Genomic DNA, 24,365 nt, shown 5'->3' on the forward strand with positions numbered 1-24,365 from the left:
GCATTGAGGTTTCGTGGACGACTATGTCGAAATGACGACTGGCGCCGAACTTTCAGACCGTTGGGTGGCGGGCGCCTCCCCCCCTTGAGCGACGCCCGCCTCGGGCCTCAGAACTTGCCGACCACATTCAGGAAGGCTCCACGGTCATCCAGGGTCAGATCGCGAAGATCGTCTGAGAAGCGCCCGAAATTGTACCCGGCACCCACCTTGAAGTTATTGCCGACGTGCCGGTAGAGGGCTGCAAGCGCACCATAATCCATCGACTGGATTTCGGGCAGATAGAAGGCGCGCCCCTCAAGCATCGCATCCCAGTTCTTGACCACATGGAGATCGGCCCTGAGAATTCCCAGATGGGCAGAAGATTTCTTCCAGTCGCCAAACGTTTTGGTTCCATCTGTCGAGCGCGCGCGCGTCTCACCCATTCGCATACCGTATTTGCCGCCAACCGACAGCCATGGAAGCAGGTCGTAAGTCAGGTCTGCCGAAACAATATGGCTGCGCTGCAACGGCCCGCTTGTCGACCGTGTCTTGCCACTGATCTGCTGATTTCCGGGCAGGTTGTAGAGATATGTATAGCGGAACAGCGCATTGAGAATGTCATGATCAACCGGACGGTAGGCATATCCCAGTGACCCCTCGATGTAATCGCCATTGTAATAGGTGCCTTCAGGCGTCTGAGAGATGACCGCATCGACGTTTCCGAGCACGCGGCCATAACCGTCATGATCCATGGATGCCCCGGCGCTCAGGGCATAGGTGTTTCTGTTCCGCGTCTCGTCATCCGAACGCTCGAACCGCGCTTCGCCGCGGACCCTGGCATTGAGGCCGAGTTCCTCATCCTTGAATCCCACCCCCAGAGAGCCTGCATAGCGTTCGAAATCGGCGTGTTCCTTGCCTGTATCCGGGTTCACGCGGTCGTCTTCCACATTGCCGGCTTCGAGACCTGCATCAAAGGTCCATGCCACATCGGGCGTGTAGATGACACCGTAGCGCTGGGCCAGGGAATTGCGCCGACCGAACAGATCGTAATCGGCTTCGGAATATGCAGAGACCACATCGCTCATGCGCTTCTTGACGCCTGCTACGACCGCTCCGTAGTCACGCCCCTGCAGGTCGTAACCGTGGGTGCCGTCGGTGGCCCGGTCAGGATCGAGGCGATAGCCGATATAGTAGTGGTCTTCCGGGGTGGGGTCATAGGTGAGCGCCGCAAGGCCGCCTATGCCGCTCCTGCCCCAAGAGACCTCGCCTTCAGCTCCCACCTTTTCGCTCAGCCGAACCTCCGCCCCGACACCATAGCGGTCGTTCTTGGCAATGCTGCCTTTTCGATCCACCGTGCCCTGCACAAAGCCGTAATACAGGTTGTCATCGTCTTGCCGGTAATCGACACGCAACCCTGCATCCATGCGGCTGCCATCATACCCCGATTTGCCGGAAGATATTGCTGAAGGTGAGTGAAGTTTCGAGTAGGCGACGCCGAATGTGGCTTTCCAGTAGGCATCGAGAGCGTAGCTTACCTCGATCTCGGCCTCACTTGTCTTACGGCCATCCGCATTCTGGAAGTCGTCATAGGTCATTTTGACGTCCATGTTGGCGGTGACAGGTATCTCGGCCTCCACACCCCAGCTGCGCTCGTCAACATTGACCTGTTCGGTGACGCTTGAGAACCCGGCCTCCTTCTTCTCGTAATATCCGCCCAGCGTGCCTGCCGTGCCGAAGAAGCGGAAATCCTTGAGCGCCATCTGTCCGCGCAGGCTCCAGGCTTTTGCCGACAATCCTTCCTTGCCTGCCGTGTCCGTATCAGTGAGCGTCAGGCCACCATCCGTGGAACGGCTGAAGCCGAAGCCGGGGCCTTTTGAATAGGCAATCTCACCGTCGACAAAGGTGTCCTCGGAGCGTTGAATTCTGATGTCCGCGCCATAAGCCGTCTGATCAGACAGCCCCGTGGCGTCCTTGATGCCCGTCGCGCCTATCCGCACCCGGTCCTTGATCCAGGTCTGGGCGCGCCCGCCATAGACGTAGTTTTCCATTTCGCCGGCGCGGGCCCGGTATTCATACTGGGCCACCATATAGGCCTTGTATCCACCATGCGCGCCATCGCGAACACCCCCGCTGTCGACCGTGCTTGAGGAGAGTGGCGAATCGAGGATCACGACACCCTGCAGGTAATCGATCGTGTAGTCCTCGCCGTATGTCAGGGCTCTGCGTTCAACCACCCGCCCCGTAATCTTGTCGCGGTATTCAATATGCAGCGTCTCGGATCCGTCGACGATCCGCTGCCGCTTCAGGAAGTAGGCGGAGCCTCCCGTTCCGAGAAATTCATCGCGCTGAGGAAGCGTTTCGGGCTTTGCGGCAAATGCCGTCGCCTCGAATTTGGGTTGTCCATTCGAGGTGTTCCCGGATGAACGCATGACCATCTCCGCGCCATACAGGCCACGGTCGACCTGAAGGAACCGCGTTCCGGAGATCTTTGTCTTGTAATTGCCCCACATGACATGGCTTTCGCCCCGTTCCAGGCGGACATAGAATTTTCCGTTGGTGGGAGCATCGTCCACCGATGTGGAATCATCCCCATAGACCGGGTAGTATTTGTCTGGATCGATACGCCGAAGAAGCTCTCGCGGATCGCGGGCATCAAGATCCTTGAACAGGTTCTTGATTTCATTCTCTCCGGTGTCGGCGGCGGCTGTAAGAAGGAATTTTCCCTTGATCTTGCCCCGTAAGTAGAATGCCAGGCGACCGGAGTTCCAGACCTTGTCGTATTCTCCGACACGGGCATCTTCGATTCCGCTGTCGCCCGTGCGTTTGCCCACCGTGAAATCTGCGAGCGCGACGTAGAACCAGTCATTGGTTGGAATGTTGACGTCCCGGCTGAAATAAAGCCCCCCCGCTTTCGATCCGCCGTCGATCGAGACATCCACGACATGCTGTCCCGGGGGAAGGATGCGCTGGGTAACAAAACCGCCCTTTGGATCAAGCGGCACCATCTCGTCGAAGACGACGATGCCATATCCTTCCGGAACATTCTTGCCGTGAACGGTTATGGAGCCTCCATAGACGGGAATGTTGCGGAAAGCGGTGCGATCCTCTGCCCTGCCCGGGGCGGTGCCGTATCCCGAATCGGATAGAAATTCGCCCCGAGTGCTTTCGAATGTCATCGGCACGGTTTCATCGAACCGGCCTTTTGCATCATAGACCCGGAGCACATATCGGAATTCGCGGCCGCTCTGAGGCGGCATCACCCATGAGGCTTCGCCGTTTACATTGATCGGCAGGATCTCGACCGGCTTTTTGCTCCAGGCGACATTGTTTTCATAGATGCGAACCTCGGCCCGCGTAATGTAGGCTGGATAGTTCGATGTCGCATAGAAATGAACCGGTTCGCCCGCACGGAATATGCGCTGCACGGGAACGGTGGATATGTTGAGAAGTGGCTCGGCATCAAGACCGTCGAACTTGACCTGGATATCAACCGAGTTGAGATCCAGGTCGGTTTTGCGCTGCTTGTCAACGGGACGGGCATCTGGCGATACGCCGAACATCCCCTCATTGGTGATCTGTCCGCTCTCGTCGACCACCTGTCCATCGACCGAAATGACGAAAGGCAGTCGGGCGCGATCCTCCGGTCCCGCACGTTCGGTGTTTTCGCCGACCCGAAGCTTTCCCACGGAACTGTTTTCAAGCATTTTTCCGCGCATCGCAGCAGGGCAGGCCACGCCGCCGCACTCTCCGCTGATGTCCAGAAGCGGAGGCAACCCCCCGCCCTTGTAGACGGGGACACCTTCCCCAGGTGCAACCATCGGTGGTCCGCCAACGGTTTCCCGGATCGGGGCACCACCGACAATGCGTGCATTCTGACGCAGCGGTGTGGAGGAAAACAATGGAGGCTCGGGGACAGGCTCCGTTCCCTGCATATCTGCTGCCCATAGCGGCCCGACCGGCAGAGTGGCGGAGATCGATAAAAAACTACTCGCGAACAGAAAGCGGGATCGAGAATATTTCATCATGAAATGTCCATTTGTTGTCTGCTGACAAATTCAACGAATTTCTCTGCTTCACGCCTCCAAGCGCTCCGAAACTCGGTGTATGCGTACACCCGCTACGGCTGCAGGCCGGAACCGATCCGACCGATCCGTATGTCTGTCTTTTTGGATCTCAAACCGAAACAACCATCGAACCTGAAATCACTGCGCGCATCACCACGAGATCGAATAAACGCAAGTATAACGAAATATCTAAATAGAGAAAATCAACAGAAATCGCCAATACTTAACTTGATAAAATTATATATTTATCAAATTTATATTGAAATAACCAAACCCCGTTGCATTCACCAATTCAGTGACTGTCATCCTTCGCCTCGCTGCAAGCACTCATTTGACATGAGTTGCGCCTCAACCGCCAAACCCGACATCAGAATAGGGACACGGGCGCAGCTAAGCAGTAGCAACGGGGTATCGTTACGGGACGAAATTGGTAACGAGCGCACAGTATCGTACTGTTTTTTCAATATTTTTATCACTTTCTCACGCATACTGCGCGGATCCTCAGGCGCGCCCGCATTCTGTTTCACCGCTCGAACATGATGTCATCGGCAGCGACGTGTCCGCACACTTCGATTTTTCTCAGATTTCTCGCCACAAATCCCCTTCGGGACGTTATGCTGCAGCTCTTTGGGAAAGGGGCGTTGCAGATGTTCGACAAGATCCTGATTGCCAATCGCGGTGAGATCGCTGTCCGGATCATCAGGACCGCAAGGCGACTTGGGATATCGACCGTTGCCGTCCACTCGGATGCCGACAGGCAGGCCCTGCACACACGGCTTGCCGACGAAGCCGTGTCGATCGGACCCGCCGCCGCTGCCGAAAGCTATCTGAACGGCGACAGGATTATCGCCGCCGCGCTGGAAACGGGAGCCGTAGCCATCCATCCCGGATACGGATTTCTTTCCGAAAATCCCGACTTTGTTGAGAAGGTGGAGTCGGCCGGCCTGGTGTTTGTCGGCCCATCGTCCAAGGCGATTCGGGCGATGGGACTCAAGGATGCCGCGAAGCGTCTCATGGAAAAAGCCGGTGTCCCCGTCGTTCCCGGCTATCATGGCGACACGCAGGCGCTTGTTGCACTCGCTTCCAAAGCGAACGAGATCGGTTATCCGGTTCTGATCAAGGCCCGTTCGGGAGGAGGCGGCAAGGGCATGCGGCTGGTCAGTTCACCGGACGATTTTCCCGACGCGCTCGCTTCCGCCCAGCGCGAAGCCAAGGCCTCGTTCGGAGATGAACGGGTTCTGGTCGAAAAGTATATTGAAACGCCGCGTCATATCGAGGTGCAGGTCTTTGGCGACAGTCACGGCAATATCGTTCACCTGTTCGAACGCGACTGTTCGGCACAGCGCCGCCACCAGAAGGTGATCGAAGAAGCACCGGCGCCGGGAATGAACGAAGAGACCCGTGAGGCCATGACTGAAGCCGCGATCAAGGCAGCCCGTGCCATTTCCTACAGCGGCGCCGGCACTGTCGAGTTCATTGTCGATGCATCCGATGGGCTGCGCCCTGATCGCTTCTGGTTCATGGAGATGAACACGCGGCTTCAGGTGGAACACCCCGTTACGGAAATGATCACCGGCATCGATCTGGTTGAATGGCAATTGCGGGTCGCGGCCGGAGAGCCCCTGCCCTGCCAACAGGATGAGATAAGGCTGGAGGGCCATGCTGTTGAAGCGCGTCTCTATGCCGAGGATCCCGCACGCGACTTCCTGCCGGCGACCGGGACCCTGCACCATCTGACGTTTCCCGAGCAGTCCGCACACACGCGCCTGCGGGTGGATGCCGGCGTCGCACAGGGCGACACCATCACTCCGTTTTACGATCCCATGATCGCCAAGTTCATCACACACGCTCCCGGCCGCTCCGAAGCGATCACCGAGCTTGCAAATGCGCTTGATCATACGGAAATTGCAGGCACCAGGGTCAATCTTGGCTTTCTGGCCCGTCTTCTGCGCGATGAGGACTTCCGGGAAGGACGGCTGGAAACCGGGCTGATCGGCCGCAAACAGGCTGCACTCACGACACCACCGGCCTTACGCGATCGCCATTTGGCAACTGCATTTGCTGCCACCAGCAATGCCGTTTGCGATCCGGACGCTCCAGACCCGTTCACCGCGATCTCCGGCTATGGCCATTTCGGCGCGCTCCGGCATGAGCGAAAGCTCCATGACGGTGAAACCGCACTGTCAGCGAGGCTGGAAGCGCGCAGTGATGGCGCCCTTTGCGTTGATCTGGCGGGGGAAAACAGGCGGCCGATCGTTGTTTCCCGGGATGATCCGGTTCGCGTGGCCCGCTGGCCTGGACATGTGACGGTGTTTGACGGGGCCGATGCTCTGACACTCACTGTTGCAGATCCCCTGCAGGCCCTGCAGGACACTGCCGGCGGCGACCAGCTTCGCGCCCCGATGCCCGGCCTGGTGAAGCTGGTTCGCACCGCGGTCAACGAGACCGTGCAGAAAGGCCAGCCCCTGCTGGTGCTTGAGGCAATGAAGATGGAGCATACCATTACCGCACCGCATGATGGTGTCGTCGCCGAGATTGCAGCTGAGGGCGCGCAGGTTAACGATGGCGCGATGCTCGTTCGCTTTCAGGAAGCGGAATAGGCTCCAGGCGTGTGATGGTGCCTCGCACTCAGGCCCCGGACGGTTTCAGACCGGGTCCTGAGCGATCCACCCCCACCGCCTCCACCGCATCAGTGCATCGTCATCCATTCGCGGGCATCGCGCAGTGCTTTTGCGAGCTGTTGCTTGGACATTCCGGCCGCCAGTTCCGAACGCAGCTCGGCTGCACGTGCAGACCCCTTGATCGCCGCAATGTTGAACCATTTGTGCGCGGCGACCAGATCGACATCGCAGTCGCGGCCGGTCGCATACATCATTCCAAGTTGAAACAGCACGTCGGCCTGGGTGGACGAACCAGCCGTACCGAAGCCTGCTTCCTGAACATCGTAACGTGCCATAGTTCAAGATCCCTGTTTTCTCCCGAGAGCCTTTTGTTTTGTCCCTTCCGGGCCAGCCCTTCGATGCTTTCGAGAATGCAGGGTGCGGCTGAAATCGCCGTTAAATCTTGTGCTTAATTTGAAGAAAACAAAGTTCAAATTTTCGGTAAATGCCTGTTTTTGTTAAGCATCGCAAAGGCCTGCCAGTCGTGGGTTTTGGACTGCAATGCGGGCTGAAATCTTTAACGGCCGTAGCAAGGTTTCAGTAACCATGCGAAACGCTTTGGCGAAGCATTTCCTGAAAAGTCTAGTCCTGAACAAGCCGATCGCGGCGCCCCGGACAGGCAGCTATGGGCACGCAATAAGGCCGCTGCGACGCCTCTTCCTGCCGCACGATGCATTCGATACCGAACACGTCTTCGATCAGTTCCTGGCGGAATATCTCTTCCACCGGGCCGGAGCCGGCCACTTCGCCTCCGCGAAAGAAGACGATATCGTCGGCAAAGCGCGCGGCGAGGTTCAGGTCGTGGAGAACGACCACCACCGTCTTTCCCTCCTGCGCGCCAAGACGGCGCACCAGAGCCAGCACCTCCAGAGCGTGCGCGATATCAAGATGGTTGGTGGGCTCATCCAGCAGGATAACGGGAGACGCCTGCGCCAGAACCATGGCAATCCAGACCCGCTGGAGCTGGCCGCCCGACAGGGTGCCGATGGCGCGGTCTGCCATGTCGGTGAGATTTGTTTCGCGCAGCGCATTCGTGATCGCTTTGCGGTCTGCTCCGGTGTCAGAGGTGAAAGCCTTGCGATGCGCGTAGCGACCAAGCGTGACCAGTTGCTCGACCGTCAGTTCATCGGGCGCTGTCGGGCTTTGCGTCAGCATGGCGATTTCGCGGGCAAGCTCTCTTGCCGGAAGATCGGCAATGGGCCGGTCGCGCAGCAGCACCGAGCCGGCGTCTGCCGGCAAAAGCGCCCGCATGGCGCGGAGCGCGGTTGATTTGCCGCAGCCATTTGGCCCGCAGAAGGCAGTCAGTCTGCCGGTTCGAATCGAAAGGTTCAGCTCGTTGAAAACACGCTTGCCCGGATAGCCGAGCGCAACGGAGCGCAGCTCGATCTCATTTCGATGGTCGTCATGCATGAATGCGCCCCGCACGTATGAGAATGAAAAGGAAGTACGGCGCACCGATCATTGCCGTCACCGCTCCGGCAGGCACCTCAAGCGGGGCGAATAAAGTTCGCACCATCATATCGGCTGCCATGACCATCGCCGCGCCCACCAATGCCGCAGCCAGCATTTGCGTGCCGGCGCGCCCGGGCAGAATGAGGCGCGCAACATGCGGCGCGATGAGGCCGACAAAGCCGATGGCGCCAGCAAAGGATACGGCGGCAGCCGTGAGGAAAGCAGCCAGCGCAAACAGCATCAACTGTGTGAAGCGGACCGGCAGGCCGGTTGCCTGTGCACTGAGTTCATCGAGCTGAAGCTGATCCATGCGACGCGAAAGCAGAAAGGCGATCGGCACGAGCATGAGGAGCGCCACAGTCAGAACCTGAACATCCTGCCACCGCGCCTGATAAACGGAACCGGCCAGCCACATGGTTGCCTGGCTGGCGCGGTGCACCGGCCCATCGACGAGAAACAGCGTTACGCCGGCCTTTGCCAGCGCGCCGAGTGCCACACCGTAGAGAATGGTGCGCAATGGTGGCGCATCGGTGCGCAGGGCAAGAAGAATGACGACGCCTGCAAAAAGCATGGCCCCAAGCACGGCTGCCAGTGGCTGCCACATGATGCTGACGACAAGAGCGTTCGAGCCATTGCTGAACATGAGAAGGAAGACCATCACACCCAGCGCTGCGCCATCGACAATGCCGAGCACGGCGGGTGAGGCCAGCTCGTTGCGCGTTGCGCGTTGCAGGATGAACCCGGCGAGCGCCAGTGTCACACCGCACAACGCGGCCATCAGGAGCCGCGGCATGCGCAATGACCAGATGATGATCGTATCGCTGCGCTCCCCTGCTCCCAGAATGGCAAGGACCACGCGGTCGAGCGGCATGCCCGAGCTACCCAGCGCAACACTGGCAAGCCCCAACAGGCAGACCAGCACGAGACACGACAGAAGGATCAGCGCCCGCGACGCGGCAGGAGTGGCGGATTGAATAAGGCTTGCTGTTCTCACGCAGCGCCCCCGATCCGTTTGCGTTGCAGCAGATAAAGGAGCACCGGGACACCGACAGCTGCCAGAAGCACACCAACGGGCGCTTCAGACGGATAAATGACAAACCGGGCGGCAATGTCGGCGGCAAGTGCCAATGCCGCCCCTGTCAGAAAAGATAATGGCGCTAGGTTCCGATGGCTTTGAAAACCAAAGAGCCTCGCAAGATGCGGAGCGGCAAGGCCGATAAACGCCACCGGCCCCGGCAACGGAGACAGCCACTCCGGCCAAAAGGGCGGCCAGGACGAGTGCTGCCAGACGAATCCTGAGAACCGGTACCCCCAGTGTTTTTGCCGTTAAATCGTCTGTAAGCAGTGCATCCAGCATGGGGTGAAGCAGAAAACTGATCAGCGCACACCCGACAATGGCCGGAACCGCCAAGTAGAGAAGACTGAACTCCCGATCCGCAAACCCGCCCGAAAGCCAGAAAATCAGTTCCTCCATGGTGCGCTCATCGGCGACCAGGGCGATCTGGATGCCTGAGGACAAAAACGCGGCGACGGTGACACCGGCGAGCAGCAAGTAGGATGGAGACGCTATTCCCCCTGCCGAGAAGGCCAGAGAGAAGACAAGGAGCGCGCATAACAGCGCCCCCAGGCAGGCCGCGGCCGCAATCAGGGTGAGCGAGCTGGTTCCTACGAAGACAACGAGCAGCACCACGGCGAGCCCCGCTCCGGCGTTGATACCCAGAAGCCCGGGTTCGGCCAACGGATTGCGGCTTGCCGTCTGCAACAGAAGGCCCGAAAGCCCCAACCCGCCGCCAACCACGACGGCGATCAGGGTGCGGGGAACGCGCAGCGTGTTGACGATCAGCGCTGCCTGATCCTCTCCCCCTTCCGTCAGGGCGCGCCAGACTTCTGTCGCCGGCGTGAAACGAATGCCGACATGCAGACTGACGATCGCCAGCAAGGCAATCAGCGCGAGCAACAGGCAATAGGGTAGAAAGCGCAGCATCGATCTCTTCTTCACCAAGGCTGCATTTCAGAAATGGGAAAGGGATGTCAACTTAAAACTTGACATTGTTACACAGCATTTGTTTGGACGAAGCCTTCGACAGAACGTCGCGCCGAAACAGGAGACCGAAATGCGCTTCCTTCCACTCTTATCTGCCGCATTGACTGCAATTTTCGCAACCATGGCAAACGCTGCCGAGATCGAGCACTCCATGGGCGTGGCGACGGTTCCGGATGAACCGCAGCGCGTCGTTGTTCTCACCAACGAAGGAACCGAAGCGCTGCTGGCACTCGGCGTGAAGCCAGTGGGCGCTGCCAATTCGTGGAACGGCGATCCCTGGTACCATCATATCTCTGAGAAAATGAGCGGCGTGGAGCCGGTGGGCAAGGAAAGCGCCGTTAATCTGGAACTGATTGCGGCCCTCGAACCCGATCTCATTCTGGGAACCAGGATTCGCCATGAGGCGATCTATGAACAGCTTTCGGCAATCGCGCCCACCGTCATCTCGGAGCGGCTACGCGGCGACTGGCGTGAAAACTTCGAGCTGTGGGCGAAGGCCGTGAACAAAGCGGAAGAGGGCGAGAACGTGCTTTCGGACTTCGACGCCAGTGTTCAGTCTCTCTCGGATGCATTGGGAAACAGGGTGAACGAAAAGGTCTCCGTCATCCGCTTCATGCCGGGTCACATCCGCATTTATCAGAAGGATAGTTTTTCCGGTTTTATTCTGGAGAAGATCGGTTTCAAGCGGCCCGAGAACCAGGATGTCGATAGCTTCGTGCTCAAGGTGGGCAAGGAAAGCATTCCCGACATGGATGGCGACCGCATTTTCTATTTCACCTATGAGCCCGGCGATGGCGAGGCGACAAAACTGTCTGAAGAGGTGCTTCAGGATCCGCTCTGGAAAACGCTTTCGGCCGTGAAGGCGGGGAATGTTCACGAGGTCGACGACACGATCTGGAACACGGCCGGCGGTGTACTGGCAGCCCGGCTGATGCTGGATGATATCGCCCGCCTCTACGGCCTCGAGTAATCCGCCCCCCTCCTGCCGACCCAAAACACTTCCCAGAGGATGCAGGTGCAGAAAGCGGTTGTATTACGTTTACGTTTGCGTAAGCTGAACTTGCAACATCATCGGGAGGAAGAGTGATGATTGGCAGACTTGTTCTGAGCAGCGCAGTGCTGCTTGTGGCCGGAGGCATGGCCCTGGCCGACCCCATCGAAGGCAAGTGGAGGACGGAGTCCGGTGCGACGGCACAGATTGTAGCGTGCGGTGGGTCTTATTGCATCACGTTGAAAAGCGGCAAACACGCCGGCAAGAAGATCGGCACGTTCCAGGCAGCCGGCGGCAGCAAGTACACCGGCAAGATCACCGACCCGGCCAATGACAAGACCTATTCCGGCAAAGGCACGCTTTCCGGCAACAGTCTCAAGATGGGCGGATGTGTTCTCGGCGGATTGATTTGCCGCAACCAGACATGGTCGCGTCTTTGAAGCGGGCCGAGGCGATATCACCGACCTCCTGACGACAGCAGGCTCCAGTCAGCGCCCTCATGCCTCCCCCCCTGCGGGAGCATGAGGGCGCTCAATCTGCAATGAGACCTGCACTACGCATCTGTGCGAGAATGATCTCGTGTGCACATGATTGAAGCGCGGCTTCGCCCCTATTACCAACAGCAAGCGGCTCGCGACTGCACACGAAATATGGGTACCAGGCAGCACCGAGCCCGTGATTGATCTGACCAAGCTGTGCGTCGTCTTCTGCCGAAAGAAGCGATTCGGGCACATACCCCCATCCCAGACCGTCACAGATCGCGTCTTTTCCGAGCTCGAAACTGCTGAGTGCGATGCGCTCGCTTCCCATGGCCTCAAGGTGAAACCGCTCATTCTGCGTGCTGTCGAGATAGGTGATCTGCGGCAGCACGGCGAGATCATCGTCCGCCACATAGCTCATCGAGTGAAGCGGATGGGTTCTTGCCACCAGCAGTCGCATGCCGATGCGTGCAACAACGCGACTGTAGAGCCCCGGAGCGGGGGCCGGCGCGGCCTGAAGCAATGAAATAGGCGAGATCGAGCTGCCCTTCCCGAACCAGTTCAGGAAGCACATCGCTTTCGGCATATCGCATGCTGAGGCGCACATGGGGCCGTGCCTTTCGGATGGCCCGGATCACGTGACGCCAGAAGTTTTCCGGCAGCACGTCATCACGGCCGATCCGCAACTCCTGTCCGGCGCTCTGCTCACCCCGCGCACAACGCTCGATGATGCTGTTTGAAAGCGCGATGATGCGGGCGCAGTCATCGAGGATATGCTCGCCGACCGGCGACAGGGCGAGGCTGTTGCCGCGCCTGACGAAGAGGTCTGCTCCAAGCTCATCCTCCAGTGCCGCGATTGCCATGCTGACCGTTGAGCGGTTGCGGCCGAGCTGAAGCGCAGCGCCGGAAATGGACCCCGCGCGCGCCGCAGCCTCGAAATATTCCAGATAATCCAGTCTCACGCCAAAGGCTCTCCGTCAAAAATCCTGTCGCTCAGCGATTTTCCATACGAAGAATGGGCGGATATTTCAATCAAGCGACATAAAACTTGTTCTGACAATATGAGGTCGAAATTGCACTGGTTCTATCTGATCGCTGCGGTCATTGCAGAAGTCGTCGGAACCACGCTCATGAAATTTCTGGTTTCGGGGGGCGCGCTTCTCCAGGGAACCCTGGCGGCGATCGTGATGATCGGCATCGCCTATCTCTTTCTGGGACGGGCCACGCTGCGCATCCCGGTTGCGCTGGCCAACGCCTTCTGGGAAGGCCTTGGCATGATCATGATCGCGGTCACCTCTCTCTACCTTCTCGACGAAACGATCTCGCCGGTTCAGGGCATCGGCATCTTCGTGGCGCTGCTCGGGATCGCTGTCATCAATTATGGCCATTACCGGCAGGGAGAGGAGGGATGAGCATCTATATGGGTTATGTTCTGGGCTCTGTGGCGCTGGACGTTCTTGCCAATCTGGCTCTGGAAAAGTCGAACGGATTTGCGCGCCGGGGCTGGGGAACGGCAGCTGTCCTGCTCATCATGGGTGCATTTGCGCTTCTGGCGCTTGCCGTCACCGGGATGGACCTGTTCATCGCCTATGCAGTGTGGGGCGTGCTCTCGATCCTTGGAACGGCACTTGCGGTCTGGCTCGTTTTCGGACACCGCCTCAACCTGACGAGCTGGCTGGGGATGGGCATTCTCATCCTCGCCATCCTGTTGATCCGGCTGGGCTAGGCTGAAAAGAGGGCGGGCGCCCAATGGCGCCCGCCCTGTCTGAAGTCTTTCGGGATCAGCTGGCGCGCTGTCCGAAAAGGACCTTCTGCGCATCCTTGTCGTCTGCAAGATTGCGGCGATGTTCCTGACCGACCTCCAGAGCACGCACCACCGCCGGCCGCGCCATGATGGTTTCGAACCAGCGCTTGAGGTTCGGAAAATCGTTGAGATCCTGCCCCTGCTGTTCATAGGGTTTCACCCAACCGACGCTTGCCATGTCAGCAATTGTGTATTCATCGCCGGCGAGGAACTGCCGATCTGCCAGGCGCTTGTTCATGACACCGTAAAGACGGTTCACCTCATTGGTGTAGCGATCGATGCCATAGGCAATTTTTTCTGGCGCGTATTTGCGGAAATGATGCGCCTGACCGGCCATGGGGCCGAGACCACCCATCTGCCAGAACAGCCACTGATCGACTTCTACGCGGGCGCGCTCGTCGGACGGATAGAATTTTCCTGTCTTGCGGCCGAGATACTGAAGGATGGCGCCTGATTCGAACACGGAGATGGGTTCGCCACCCGGACCTTCAGGGTCGATGATCGCCGGCATGCGGTTGTTGGGCGCGATCTTGAGGAAGGAGGGCTCGAACTGCTCGCCCTTGCCGATGTTCACATAGTTCACATCATAGGGGAGCCCCGTCTCTTCAAGATAGATGGTGATTTTCCAGCCATTGGGCGTGGGCCAGTAGAAAAGCTCAATGGGCTTGGTCTGGGTGGTCATGCTTTGTTGCCTCCAAGGGTTGAAACCGCGCGGTCGGGGGAGGATCGCGGCGACATCCGGGCACGTAAGCACCCGGTGCGGCTTTTGCAATGCGCCGTGCAGTAAACGAACCGTTACCCCTTCATAACCCGCCCGTTAACACTGCTGAACGCTGGATGAATACCCCTCTCAGTATGGGTTCAGCGCCCTCATGCGAGATTGATCGCGAGAGTGAGGACGAACCGATGTTGATACGCCGCTTTTCCGTTGTCTGCCTGATCACTGCCCTTTTCGGCATGGGGCTTGCGATTCTCGTGGCCGAGGCCGGGCGTACTTCCGACCGATGGGAAAACAATCGGCCGTTCTCCTGTCTCGCCGAGCACTCGGCATTTTGCCGCGGGCCGGCTGCGCAGTGATGAAAACGGGGAGCACCATTATGAAGATGATCACGCATATGGCAAAGGGTCTGGTGTTCGCCATGCTCGTTGGCTCGCCCCTGCTCGCCGTTCAGAATGTACGCGCGAGCAACGAAAACATCATCGAAGGCGAGTATGAGGGATCGAGCGGGGCCGGTCTCGTGCTGATGGTCAGCCTCAGGCGTTCGCGCTGAGTGGGCTCAATCGAAGCTTCAATCTTCGAAGGTTTCACAAGTCGACCCGATGACGGGTCTTGAGATGGCCAAGAATATCCATATAAAAGGTCATGGAACACAGAATCTACCCTCAGCCCATTCAGACGATTTCCAGCCCCGAGCCTTTTGCCCGGAAAAGCTTCACCAATGCCCGCGAGGCCGTCGCAGCACTGAAGGCGCTTTACGAGCGCAACACCGCATTTCTGCGCGAGGCCTTCACGCAGGTGGCCAGGGACGGCGAAAGCGACCGCCGCTTTCGCGCTTTCTATCCCGAAGTCAGCCTCGCCACCGGGTCCTACGCCCAGATCGACACGCGGCTTGCCTATGGCCATGTGGCAGCGCCCGGTGTTTACGCCACCACGATCACCCGGCCCGATCTTTTCGAGGATTACCTGACCGACCAGTTGGACCTCGTGATCCGCAATCACGGTGTTCCCGTCACCGTCTCCGAATCGGAAACACCGATCCCGCTGCATTTCGCGTTCCTTCAGGACACCTATGTGGAAGGGTCCATCGCCGACCGGCTGAAACGACCGCTCCGTGATCTCTTCGACGTGCCGGACCTGAACGCCACGGACGACCACATCGTCAACGGCACACATGAAGCGCCGCCCGGGGAACCCCTGCCGCTTGCGCCCTTCACCGCGCAGCGCGTCGACTACTCCCTTCACCGGCTTTCGCACTACACGGCGACGGCACCGGCGCATTTTCAGAATTTCGTGCTGTTCACGAATTACCAGTTCTATATCGACGAGTTCTGTGCGCTTGCCCGCGAGATGATGGCCGAAGGTGGAAATGGCTACACCGCCTTCGTGGAGCCGGGCAACATCATCACCAGAGCCGGGGAGACGAGCCCTTCGGCCAGCACGCCGGCCCGTCTGCCGCAGATGCCGGCCTATCATCTGACGCGCGAAGGCCATGCCGGCATCACGATGGTCAACATCGGCGTTGGCCCTTCCAACGCCAAGACGATCACTGACCATGTGGCGGTGCTGCGCCCGCATGCCTGGCTGATGCTTGGCCATTGCGCGGGCCTGAGGAACACGCAGGCGCTTGGCGATTACGTTCTGGCGCATGCCTATGTGCGCGAGGATCACGTGCTCGACGACGACCTGCCCGTCTGGGTGCCGCTGCCGGCGCTCGCGGAGGTGCAGGTGGCGCTTCAGGAAGCGGTGGCCGAGATCACCGGGCTTTCCGGCTATGATTTAAAGCGCATCATGCGCACCGGCACGGTCGCCACCATCGACAACCGCAACTGGGAACTGCGCGAACAGCGCGGGCCGGTGCAGCGCCTCTCACAGTCGCGCGCGATTGCGCTCGACATGGAATCGGCGACGATTGCCGCCAATGGCTTCCGCTTCCGTGTGCCCTACGGCACTTTACTGTGCGTTTCCGACAAGCCACTGCATGGTGAACTGAAGCTGCCGGGCATGGCCACCGATTTCTACAAGAGGCAGGTCTCCCAGCATCTCAAGATCGGCATGAGAGCCGTGGAAAAGCTTGCAGCCATGCCACCGGAACGGCTTCATTCACGCAAGTTGCGGAGCTTTTTCGAGACCGCCTTCCAATAGCCCGAAACGATATTTAGGCGCTGCTCCGCAAAATGAGAGCAATGGGTGCGTGCCAATGAAGAGACCAGCAATAGCTTCAAGTCTGCCAGCCATTCTGGCCATTGGCGTGGTTCTTTTATCGCTTCCTCTGGTGGCCGGATATTGGGGGCAGTTGCATCCTGCCCTCGATTCCATGGCGCATTTCCGCATCCATCTTGCGGTTCTGATTGCCCTTTTGGCAGCGCCCCTTCTGTTTGTGAGAGGCTGGCGGCAGATTGGCGCGGCGGGTTTCGTTCTCGGCGCGGCGACATTGAGTGCAACACTCCTGCCGCAGCAGTCATCGGCCGGGGCAGCGAGAGCTGATCCGGCGAATGTTCCCGCCGCGCGCTACCGCCTGCTCCAGGTCAATCTCAGATACGACAATGCGACACCCAAACAGGTGTTTTCGCTGATCGGCCGCACGAAGCCCGACATCGTCACGCTGAACGAGGTCTCGAGCATGTGGGTGGAAGAGCTGAAATTCCTTGAGGCCACCTACCCCTATCGTGTGATCTGTCCACCGCCAGCCCGCATTGGCGGCGTTGCCATTCTCTCGCGTAGGCCGTTTGCCAATCCTGAGACCTATGCCTGCTATGACCGCGGTTCCATGGCGGTTGCAACAGTGCGGCTGGGTGCGGATGTCGTGGAAATCGGCGCCCTGCATCTGGGCTGGCCCTGGCCTTTCGAACAGCACCGTCAGGTGGGTCGCGTGGTCCCCGTTCTGGAAGGTTTTGCAAGAACGGCCATTCTGGCGGGCGACTTGAACGCCACACCATGGAGCGTGACGGCCCATCGCGTGGCAGCGGCGGGACGGATGGATCTCGTTCCGGGCATAGGGCCCACATGGATGAAGCCGCTCGTGCCCGACAGTTTTCGCCGGCTCGTGGGCCTGCCCATCGACAATCTATTCACGAAAGGCCGCATTGTGCCTCTGTGGGTCGAAAGGCTGGAAGATGTGGGATCCGATCACCTGCCCGTTCTGTTCGAATTCGGCATCATGCCCGAAGACAAACCAGAAGAAGTGCTTGAGGTGAAGCTGGCAAGACGCAGCCGTTAAGCGACCACCTTCCTGCGCGCAACGACAAGATGACCGGGAACGGGTTTTCCCATCTCATGGCGAACCACGATGTTGGCGATGGCAAGCCCGGAAAACCCGTGCCGGGCGAGCATTTCCGCGAGATAGGCCTCCGAATGGGCGAAGCGCTGGTGCGGCCCGACCATGAAGGCACGGCCGGCGAGCACCTCGTCCGGCAGGGTCTCGCTTGAAAAGGCGAGAACCGCCCCATCCCCGGATAGCTCCGCCGCGCCAGCGAAAAACGCATCGAGGTCGCCCAGATAAGGCAAAACATCGGTCGCGGTGATCAGGTCGAAGGGTTCGACATCCGCGTGATGGAGAAAATCCACCGCATCGCCCACATAGAGCGCGTCGTAGACGTCTTTCTCGTCGGTGACCTCGATCATGGACTCCGAGAGGTCGATGCCGGTGATGTGGTCTGCGATGTCACGCAACACCTCGCCGGCAAGCCCCGTTCCACAGCCCAGATCCAGCATGCGCCGGTAAGGCCCCGGTGCGACCTCATCCAACGCCCTGCGGGTCAGTGCCGGCACGTCATAGCCCAGTTGATCGACCAGAATGGTCTCAAATGCACCGGCGTGCTGATCGAACAGCGTCGCCACATAGGCTTCAGGAGCCCGGGAAGGCGTATCGCCCCGCCCCATCGAGGCAATCCGCACCGCCGCACCGCCATGGTCGGCAGGATCGAGAGCGAGCACCTCCCGATAGGCGGCAGCGGCTGCATCAAGATCGCCGGCTTTTTCGAGCGCAAGGGCGCGATTGTAGGCCTCGGCCAGCGCCTCTTCGTCGACGGGGCTTGTGGTGGCGGTTTCAGGTTCGGACAATGAAGTTACATCCCGGTATAGACGGGCCCCTCGCCACCCTGCGGCGGCACCCAGTTGATGTTCTGGTTGGGGTCCTTGATGTCGCAGGTCTTGCAGTGGACGCAGTTCTGCGCGTTGATGACGAAGCGGGCATCGGCCACGTCGCTGCCATCGGTGAGCGCGTTGCCGTCAGCATCCACCCATTCATAGACACCCGCCGGACAATAGCGCGAGGACGGACCGGCGTAGACCGCGTATTCCGATGTCTTCTGCAGCTCCATGTCCTTCACCTGGAGATGAACGGGCTGCTCCTCCTCATGATTGGTGTTGGACAGGAACACCGAGGAGAGACGGTCAAAGGTGAGCACACCGTCGGGTTTCGGATAGTCGATCGGCTTGTGCCTTGCGGCCGGCTCCAGCGAGGCCGCGTCGGTCTTGCCATGTTTCAGCGTGCCCAACAGCGAGAAGCCGAACAGCGAGTTCATCCACATGTCGAAACCGCCAATGCCGACCCCCAGAAGCGTGCCGAAGCGCGACCAGAGCGGCTTGACGTTGCGCACCTTTTTCAGGTCCTTGCCGATGTCCGAGGCGCGCCAGGCGGCCTCATAGCCCTCCAGCGTATCATTCCCGCGGCCCTTGCCCAGCGCTTCCGCGACATGCTCGGCGGCGAGCATGCCCGAGAGCACCGCATTGTGGGAGCCCTTGATGCGTGGGACGTTGACGAAACCGGCCGAGCAGCCGATGAGCGCACCGCCCGGAAAAACCAGTTTTGGAACCGACTGGTAGCCGCCTTCAGTGATGGCCCGGGCGCCATAGGAAATGCGCTTGCCACCCTCGAAGGTCTTGCTGATCGCGGGATGCGTCTTGAAGCGCTGGAACTCCTGAAATGGCGACAGGAAGGGGTTCTTGTAGTTCAGGTGAACCACAAAACCGACCGCCACCTGATTGTTTTCCAGGTGGTAGAGGAAGGAGCCGCCGCCGGTTTTCATGTCGAGCGGCCAGCCGAAGGAGTGTTGCACGAGGCCCCGGCCTGTGGTTTTCCGGCTTGATTTCCCAAAGCTCCTTCAGGCCGATGCCGAACTTTTGCGGCTCGCGATCCTCGGAAAGGCCGAATTTCTCAATGAGCTGTTTGGCGAGCGAGCCGCGCACGCCCTCGCCGATCAGGACATATTTGCCCAGAAGCGCCATGCCGGGCTGATAGTTGGGACCGTGCGAGCCATCGCGCTCGACGCCCATGTCGCCGGTGGCGACACCGATGACCGCGCCATCGTCGTTGTAGAGCACTTCGGCGGCGGCAAAGCCCGGATAGATTTCAACGCCCAGTCCCTCGGCATGACCTGCGAGCCAGCGGCAGACATTGCCGAGCGATACGGCGTAGTTGCCGTGATTGTTCATCAGCGGCGGCATCAGGAAGTTGGGGATGCGCATGGAGCCCGCCGGCCCGAGAACGAGAAACTGATCGTCGGTTACCGGCGTCTTGAACGGATGACCGGGATCTTCGCGCCACTCCGGCAGAAGCCGGTCGATGCCGATGGGATCGACGACAGCACCAGACAGGATGTGCGCGCCGACCTCTCCGCCCTTTTCGAGAACGACGACGGAAAGCTCCGGGTTCAGCTGCTTGAGCCGGATGGACGCGGCCAGCCCCGCCGGCCCTGCACCGACGATGACCACATCGAATTCCATGCTTTCGCGTTCCACTTCGCTCATTCCACCCTCCGCAGTCTTTTTCTCTCGCGTGCCCTGCTCTCGTTTTCTGCCGGCACGAACCGGATACCCATCAGTCCCGCATAACGGTTTCAACGCCGGGCTATAGCGCATCCGCGCGACTGTCGAAACCAGAGAAGTTGCATCAATCCATTCCTGATTGCTGCAAACTGATATTACTTTAACGTAAACGTAAATAATTGAGAAATCCGGCATAGGCAATTCCTGTTTGCCTCTAGGCTCGAATCCACGCAGTTTCAGCCCGTTTCGAGATTTGGGGACAGAACGTGGTCGCACAGGAAAATCTGCTGTTGAGGGCCTACAGGCAAAGACCGGTTGCGGTGACCGCTTTCTGTGTGCTTGCCATACTCGCCCTTCAGGCGCTTTTTCTGAAGCTTATGGGACAGACGACAATCTGCGACTGCGGAACGGTAAAACTCTGGTATTCCGACCCGTCTGGCCCCGAGACCTCCCAGCACATTGGTGACTGGTACACCTATTCGCATTTCCTGCACGGTTTACTGTTCTACGGCCTTCTCTGGCTTTTCGCGCCGCGTGTGCCGCTCGGCTACCGACTTGCGCTTGCCGTGGGGCTGGAGGCTGCATGGGAGATGGCAGAGAACACGCCCATGGTGATCAACCGATACCGGGAGTCGGCGCTCGCCGAGGGCTATTACGGAGACAGCGTGGTCAATTCGCTCTCTGACACGCTTGCCACCATCGCCGGATTCTTCGTCGCGCGCTTTTCGCCCCTCTGGCTCAGCATTCTTCTGGTGGTCGCAACGGAGATTTTCATGGCGGTCATGATCCGCGACAATCTCACGCTCAACATTCTCCAGCTTGTCTATCCATCGCAGACAATCTCCAACTGGCAGGTCGGTGGCTGAGGCGGACCGCTTTCCATTCTCTCATCAGTGAAGTGGCGGTATAATGCGGCAGGAAGGGAGGTGTTGTCCTGCCTCGCATCATGTTCATGGCCTCAATCCCCCTGCTTGCAGCCTTGCTGGGCGCGGGCCCGGGAGACGATGGGCGCTGGCACGCCGGACAGTACTCGTTTTCCGATGAATTGGGCGGTTTCCGTATTCTTGCGGCATCCGGCGCAGGTTCGCGCAGCGACCCGGTGCGTCTAAAGCAGGAGCTGTATTCGGCCTCTGCCGTGGTGCTGGTCATCCGCTCCGGCGGTGACGTGCCTCGATATGCCTTTGACGAACGGAGCGGCGGCTTTCTCTTCATCGAGATCGAGACACTGAATGCAAGCAACCTGCCCTGGGTCGAATTCGAGTTCGAGCTGCAGGAACTGCGCGGCATATCGAGTGTCTATGGAGACGGCCTCTCTTTCGATCAGAGGAACATCGTCGCCAGGCATACCGGCTCCAGTGCTTTCGCCACTCACGATCGCAAATTCGAACCCCATGACCGGATTCTGTTTCAGGCAGGCACGGTCGATGCAGGCGATTTCGTGACCTTTCGGCTGCTGATCACCGACCTGACGCCGAAACCGTTGTTTTATCTGGTGCAGGACCCGCGCATTCCCGCTTCCTGATCTTGCAACAACCGGCAAAGAAAGAGAGAGTGTCTCCCTTCGTCACCCGCCGACAATCAGGATTTTGGACGCGATGGATTCCGCTGGACTAAGGGAGCTTTTGACCTTCTACGCCGATGCCGGCGTGGATGAGCCGCTCCTTGATGAAGCGGCCGACCGATTTGAGGAAACCCGGATCGAAGCAGAGAAACGCGCGGCCAGACGCGAGCCCGTGCGGCAGAAAACGGTTGTTCCGCCCCAGAGCCGGCCGGCTGTGCCAAAAGCTGCGGTACCCGATGATGCACAGGCTGCGCGGGCGCGCGAGCTTGCCGGAAGTGCAGACAGTCTCGAGGCGCTGCGCGAGCTGCTCTCAGGCTTCGATGGGTGCAACCTCAAGACCACTGCGAAGAACACCGTGTTCGCCGACGGCAATCCGCAGGCAAGCGTGATGTTTGTCGGCGAGGCACCGGGCCGCGACGAGGACCTGCAGGGGCTGCCCTTTGTCGGCCGCTCGGGCAAACTGCTTGATCGCATGCTTGCCTCCATCGGTCTCGACCGGACATCCGCCTATATTTCCAACGTAATTCCGTGGCGGCCGCCCGGCAACAGAGACCCCTCGCCCCTGGAAACCGAAATCTGCCGCCCGTTCATCGAACGCCACATCGAGCTCGTTGCTCCGAAGGTGCTGGTGACGCTCGGCAACCCCTCTACAAAGCTGCTTTTGAACACCCAGACCGGCATCATGCGGATGCGTGGCAACTGGGCGGCACACAAGACGCCGTCAGGCCGTGCGATCCCCACCATGCCGACATTGCACCCGGCGTACCTTCTGCGCAATCCGGCTCACAAGAAACTTGCCTGGAACGATTTTCTGGCAATCCGGCTGAAACTCGATGAGGCGGGTGGATCGGGCGCGCCGGTCTCTTAAGACTGCATTAACGCTGCTGCGGCACACTCCGAGCCTTCAGTAACGTCCCGGAGTCGAGCATGTGTGTTCGCGTTGGTTCCGGGGGGCGCATCTTTCTGCTTTGGTCCATTTCTCTCTGCGCAACGCCCGCGTTCGGCGCGGACCCCTTTGCGCATGATGCGCTCAACCGTTATCGCGCCGCACAAGCGGCGATGAGCAAGACGCGCCCTGCAATGAGCGGGGTGATCGAGTACCGCCAGTTCGATGGGACCGGCCGGCACGCCTTGCAACCCGCACGTCACTCGACGGTGCATGCTTCAGGCAAACTCAACCACAGGATCGGCGCCGGGTGGAATGTGCAGAAGAATCTGAAGCACAGGCGCGCACAATCCGGTCATCAGAAAATGCAGCAGACGCAGGGCAGCGTGCATGTGTATCACCGAAACCCGGCCAGCCATGCGGCTGGGGCGTTTGTTGCCGTTGGCGAAACCCACGGGCAGAATGCCGAGCACGGCACAGCCACACCCGAGCTTAGAAATCGCCGAAGAGTCGCGACCGGCCTGGAGGCAGCGCTGTTTTCCGACAAGGCCACACTGTTGGCGCTGGCGGGCGTGCGCACGGGCGATTTCATCACGCTGAGGCCCGAAAGCGCCTTTGCCGGCCTCGGCGCACGTTATTACCTGACCGACCAGTTGCGCTTTGAAGTGCGCGGCACCTATGAGCATCCGCTCGACAAAACCGAAGATGCACATGCCTATGGCCTGACTTCGGCCATCGATTACCGGCCCGACGAGCTGCCTTTCAGCACGTTTGGCGGCTACCGCTACAGGCTGACCGAGTACGGGCGCAGATCCGCCACCCCGGATGAGATCCGGTCACACGGAATCTTCGCCGGGTTTCGCTACCATTTCGGCAATGACACGCTGCAGGAGGAAGAGCGCTTCGGCGCCCTTTGGCCAGATCTGCCCGAAGGCCTTTGATCGAAGGGCTTCAGCCTGCGGACGAGCCACCGTCATGAAGCCGGGGGAACGAAGCGGCGGGCGGCAACTCTTTTGAGGCCCAGCTGCCGCTCGCGCCAGATGATGAACAGACCGGCACCGATAACGATTGCCCCACCGACCAGTGTGTAGGCTGTGGGAACATCGCCAAACACGAAATAGCCGATTACAATCGCCAGAAGCATCGACGTGTATTCAAAAGGAGCAATGGTTGAAAGCTCTGCATGGCGATAGCACTCGGTCATGAGGATCTGCGCGACACCGCCGCAAACACCAGCCCCGGCCAGCGCCAGATATTGCTCGCGCGACAGGCTTTCCCAGCCGAACGGTATGGTGAACAGCGCAAGCACCGTTGCCGTGACGGAAAACCACAGAACGATCGTGGCTGTCTTTTCCGTCTGCACCAGACGGCGGACCAGAAGCATGGCGACAGCGGAGCCGGTGGCCGCGCAAAGGGCCGCAATGACCCCAACGGCCTCGGCCGCCTCCAGTCCCGCGCCGCCGGTGAGCAGTGTGAGTTTTGGCCAGGCAATGATGATCACGCCAACGAAGCCGACCGCAACCGCGCTCCAGCGGTATATGCGCACCACCTCTCCCATGAAGATCGCCGAAAACACCACCACGATCAGCGGCTGCGCGTAATTCAGGGTGATGGCATCCGGCAGGGGCAGCCGTGTCAGTGCGAAAAAGCCAAGCCCCATTGCGGTGACGCCGACAAGGCCGCGCATGATGTGGCTGACGGGGTGCGTGGTGTGAAACGCGGTTTTGAGTTCCCTGCGCCATGCGAGCATGGCGATGATGGGGAAGATTGCGAAGAACGAGCGGAAGAAGACGATCTGCCCGGATGGCACCGTGCCCGCCGATTTGATCAGCGAAGACATGATCACGAATATGGCGACCGATATGACCTTCAGCGCAATGCCGACAAGAGGCTGGCGTTCAACGCCGACGTCGCTCGCAGCGGGCATGTTTTTACATCCTGAAAAGAGTTTGGCTCGG

General features: G+C 59.5%; 23 protein-coding genes and 2 pseudogenes. 13 read left to right on the forward strand and 12 right to left on the reverse strand.

Annotation, left to right across the window (positions count from 1 at the left end; translation table 11 throughout):
- Positions 1-107: 107 nt before the first annotated feature.
- Positions 108-3,911 carry a TonB-dependent receptor gene (locus AB2N04_RS15255; protein WP_367715299.1) on the reverse strand — a complete coding sequence of 1,268 codons (3,804 nt, stop codon included), beginning with the start codon at positions 3,909-3,911 and terminating at the stop codon, positions 108-110.
- Positions 3,912-4,690: 779 nt separating this feature from the next.
- On the opposite strand from AB2N04_RS15255, the gene AB2N04_RS15260 reads away from it, so the two are divergent.
- On the forward strand, positions 4,691-6,643 hold the full coding sequence (locus tag AB2N04_RS15260; RefSeq protein WP_367715300.1) for an acetyl-CoA carboxylase biotin carboxylase subunit: 1,953 nt from the start codon (positions 4,691-4,693) through the stop codon (positions 6,641-6,643).
- 89 nt (positions 6,644-6,732) lie between these two features.
- On the opposite strand, the gene AB2N04_RS15265 is transcribed toward AB2N04_RS15260, so the two are convergent.
- The 5 genes and pseudogenes from AB2N04_RS15265 to AB2N04_RS15285 all read right to left on the reverse strand — a co-directional run.
- Positions 6,733-6,999 carry a sel1 repeat family protein gene (locus AB2N04_RS15265; protein ID WP_367715301.1) on the reverse strand — a complete coding sequence of 89 codons (267 nt, stop codon included), beginning with the start codon at positions 6,997-6,999 and terminating at the stop codon, positions 6,733-6,735.
- Between the two features lie 286 nt (positions 7,000-7,285).
- Positions 7,286-8,113, reverse strand: coding sequence for an ABC transporter ATP-binding protein (locus tag AB2N04_RS15270; protein WP_367715302.1), 828 nt, complete (start codon positions 8,111-8,113; stop codon positions 7,286-7,288).
- Positions 8,106-9,149 carry a FecCD family ABC transporter permease gene (locus AB2N04_RS15275; protein ID WP_367715304.1) on the reverse strand — a complete coding sequence of 348 codons (1,044 nt, stop codon included), beginning with the start codon at positions 9,147-9,149 and terminating at the stop codon, positions 8,106-8,108. Before AB2N04_RS15275 ends, AB2N04_RS15270 begins: the two co-directional genes overlap by 8 nt.
- The gene (locus AB2N04_RS15280; RefSeq protein ID WP_367715306.1) at positions 9,146-9,382 is read right to left on the reverse strand and encodes an iron chelate uptake ABC transporter family permease subunit; all 237 of its coding nucleotides are present in this window, start codon (positions 9,380-9,382) and stop codon (positions 9,146-9,148) included. Before AB2N04_RS15280 ends, AB2N04_RS15275 begins: the two co-directional genes overlap by 4 nt.
- A gap of 64 nt (positions 9,383-9,446) precedes the next feature.
- Positions 9,447-10,139, reverse strand: a pseudogene (locus AB2N04_RS15285) (iron chelate uptake ABC transporter family permease subunit); the annotation flags it as partial.
- A 130-nt stretch (positions 10,140-10,269) separates the two neighbouring features.
- Here AB2N04_RS15285 and AB2N04_RS15290 point away from each other — a divergent pair.
- Both AB2N04_RS15290 and AB2N04_RS15295 read left to right on the forward strand, forming a co-directional pair.
- Complete coding sequence (locus AB2N04_RS15290; protein ID WP_367715307.1) at positions 10,270-11,169, forward strand: ABC transporter substrate-binding protein; 900 nt, start codon at positions 10,270-10,272, stop codon at positions 11,167-11,169.
- A 116-nt stretch (positions 11,170-11,285) separates the two neighbouring features.
- On the forward strand, positions 11,286-11,630 hold the full coding sequence (locus tag AB2N04_RS15295; RefSeq protein ID WP_367715308.1) for a DUF2147 domain-containing protein: 345 nt from the start codon (positions 11,286-11,288) through the stop codon (positions 11,628-11,630).
- Positions 11,631-11,721: 91 nt separating this feature from the next.
- Here the strand turns inward: AB2N04_RS15295 and AB2N04_RS15300 are convergent, their stop codons facing one another.
- Both AB2N04_RS15300 and AB2N04_RS15305 read right to left on the reverse strand, forming a co-directional pair.
- Positions 11,722-12,129: a hypothetical protein gene (locus AB2N04_RS15300; protein ID WP_367715309.1), complete on the reverse strand. Its 408-nt coding sequence runs from the start codon at positions 12,127-12,129 to the stop codon at positions 11,722-11,724.
- Complete coding sequence (locus tag AB2N04_RS15305; protein WP_367715310.1) at positions 12,068-12,631, reverse strand: LysR family transcriptional regulator; 564 nt, start codon at positions 12,629-12,631, stop codon at positions 12,068-12,070. The genes AB2N04_RS15300 and AB2N04_RS15305 overlap by 62 nt, the downstream gene beginning before the upstream one ends.
- Positions 12,632-12,742: 111 nt before the next feature.
- Here AB2N04_RS15305 and AB2N04_RS15310 point away from each other — a divergent pair, with 111 nt between their 5' ends.
- Together AB2N04_RS15310 and AB2N04_RS15315 are read left to right on the forward strand one after the other, a co-directional pair.
- Positions 12,743-13,081, forward strand: coding sequence for a multidrug efflux SMR transporter (locus AB2N04_RS15310; RefSeq protein ID WP_367715312.1), 339 nt, complete (start codon positions 12,743-12,745; stop codon positions 13,079-13,081).
- Complete coding sequence (locus tag AB2N04_RS15315) at positions 13,078-13,395, forward strand: SMR family transporter (protein ID WP_367715314.1); 318 nt, start codon at positions 13,078-13,080, stop codon at positions 13,393-13,395. The genes AB2N04_RS15310 and AB2N04_RS15315 overlap by 4 nt, the downstream gene beginning before the upstream one ends.
- A 55-nt stretch (positions 13,396-13,450) precedes the next feature.
- On the opposite strand, the gene AB2N04_RS15320 is transcribed toward AB2N04_RS15315, so the two are convergent.
- Positions 13,451-14,155: a glutathione binding-like protein gene (locus tag AB2N04_RS15320; RefSeq protein WP_367715315.1), complete on the reverse strand. Its 705-nt coding sequence runs from the start codon at positions 14,153-14,155 to the stop codon at positions 13,451-13,453.
- 224 nt (positions 14,156-14,379) lie between these two features.
- On the opposite strand from AB2N04_RS15320, the gene AB2N04_RS15325 reads away from it, so the two are divergent.
- From AB2N04_RS15325 to AB2N04_RS15340, 4 genes are all read left to right on the forward strand, one after another.
- On the forward strand, positions 14,380-14,550 hold the full coding sequence (locus AB2N04_RS15325) for a hypothetical protein (protein ID WP_367715316.1): 171 nt from the start codon (positions 14,380-14,382) through the stop codon (positions 14,548-14,550).
- Positions 14,551-14,570: 20 nt separating this feature from the next.
- Positions 14,571-14,744 carry a hypothetical protein gene (locus AB2N04_RS15330; protein WP_367715318.1) on the forward strand — a complete coding sequence of 58 codons (174 nt, stop codon included), beginning with the start codon at positions 14,571-14,573 and terminating at the stop codon, positions 14,742-14,744.
- Between the two features lie 92 nt (positions 14,745-14,836).
- Positions 14,837-16,336, forward strand: a complete 1,500-nt coding sequence (locus tag AB2N04_RS15335) for an AMP nucleosidase (protein WP_367715320.1) — start codon at positions 14,837-14,839, stop codon at positions 16,334-16,336.
- 55 nt (positions 16,337-16,391) lie between these two features.
- On the forward strand, positions 16,392-17,411 hold the full coding sequence (locus tag AB2N04_RS15340) for an endonuclease/exonuclease/phosphatase family protein (protein ID WP_367715321.1): 1,020 nt from the start codon (positions 16,392-16,394) through the stop codon (positions 17,409-17,411).
- Here AB2N04_RS15340 and AB2N04_RS15345 read toward each other — a convergent pair.
- Positions 17,408-18,253: a class I SAM-dependent methyltransferase gene (locus tag AB2N04_RS15345; protein WP_367715322.1), complete on the reverse strand. Its 846-nt coding sequence runs from the start codon at positions 18,251-18,253 to the stop codon at positions 17,408-17,410. The two genes, AB2N04_RS15340 and AB2N04_RS15345, sit on opposite strands and share 4 nt — an antisense overlap.
- 5 nt (positions 18,254-18,258) lie before the next feature.
- Positions 18,259-19,942, reverse strand: a pseudogene (locus AB2N04_RS15350) (4Fe-4S dicluster domain-containing protein).
- Between the two features lie 284 nt (positions 19,943-20,226).
- Here AB2N04_RS15350 and AB2N04_RS15355 point away from each other — a divergent pair.
- The 4 genes from AB2N04_RS15355 (at position 20,227) to AB2N04_RS15370 (ending at position 23,348) form a co-directional block, all read left to right on the forward strand.
- Complete coding sequence (locus tag AB2N04_RS15355) at positions 20,227-20,826, forward strand: DUF2585 family protein (RefSeq protein ID WP_367715323.1); 600 nt, start codon at positions 20,227-20,229, stop codon at positions 20,824-20,826.
- An 86-nt stretch (positions 20,827-20,912) separates the two neighbouring features.
- Positions 20,913-21,482 carry a hypothetical protein gene (locus AB2N04_RS15360; RefSeq protein ID WP_367715324.1) on the forward strand — a complete coding sequence of 190 codons (570 nt, stop codon included), beginning with the start codon at positions 20,913-20,915 and terminating at the stop codon, positions 21,480-21,482.
- Positions 21,483-21,555: 73 nt separating this feature from the next.
- Positions 21,556-22,389 carry a uracil-DNA glycosylase family protein gene (locus AB2N04_RS15365; RefSeq protein ID WP_367715326.1) on the forward strand — a complete coding sequence of 278 codons (834 nt, stop codon included), beginning with the start codon at positions 21,556-21,558 and terminating at the stop codon, positions 22,387-22,389.
- A gap of 59 nt (positions 22,390-22,448) precedes the next feature.
- Entirely contained in the window at positions 22,449-23,348 is a 900-nt protein-coding gene (locus AB2N04_RS15370) for a hypothetical protein (protein ID WP_367715327.1), read from the forward strand.
- 32 nt (positions 23,349-23,380) lie between these two features.
- Here the strand turns inward: AB2N04_RS15370 and AB2N04_RS15375 are convergent, their stop codons facing one another.
- Positions 23,381-24,334: a DMT family transporter gene (locus tag AB2N04_RS15375; protein ID WP_367715329.1), complete on the reverse strand. Its 954-nt coding sequence runs from the start codon at positions 24,332-24,334 to the stop codon at positions 23,381-23,383.
- Between the last annotated feature and the right edge of the window lie 31 nt (positions 24,335-24,365).

This window comes from Nitratireductor sp. GISD-1A_MAKvit (genome assembly GCF_040819555.1).
Classification (GTDB): domain Bacteria; phylum Pseudomonadota; class Alphaproteobacteria; order Rhizobiales; family Rhizobiaceae; genus Nitratireductor.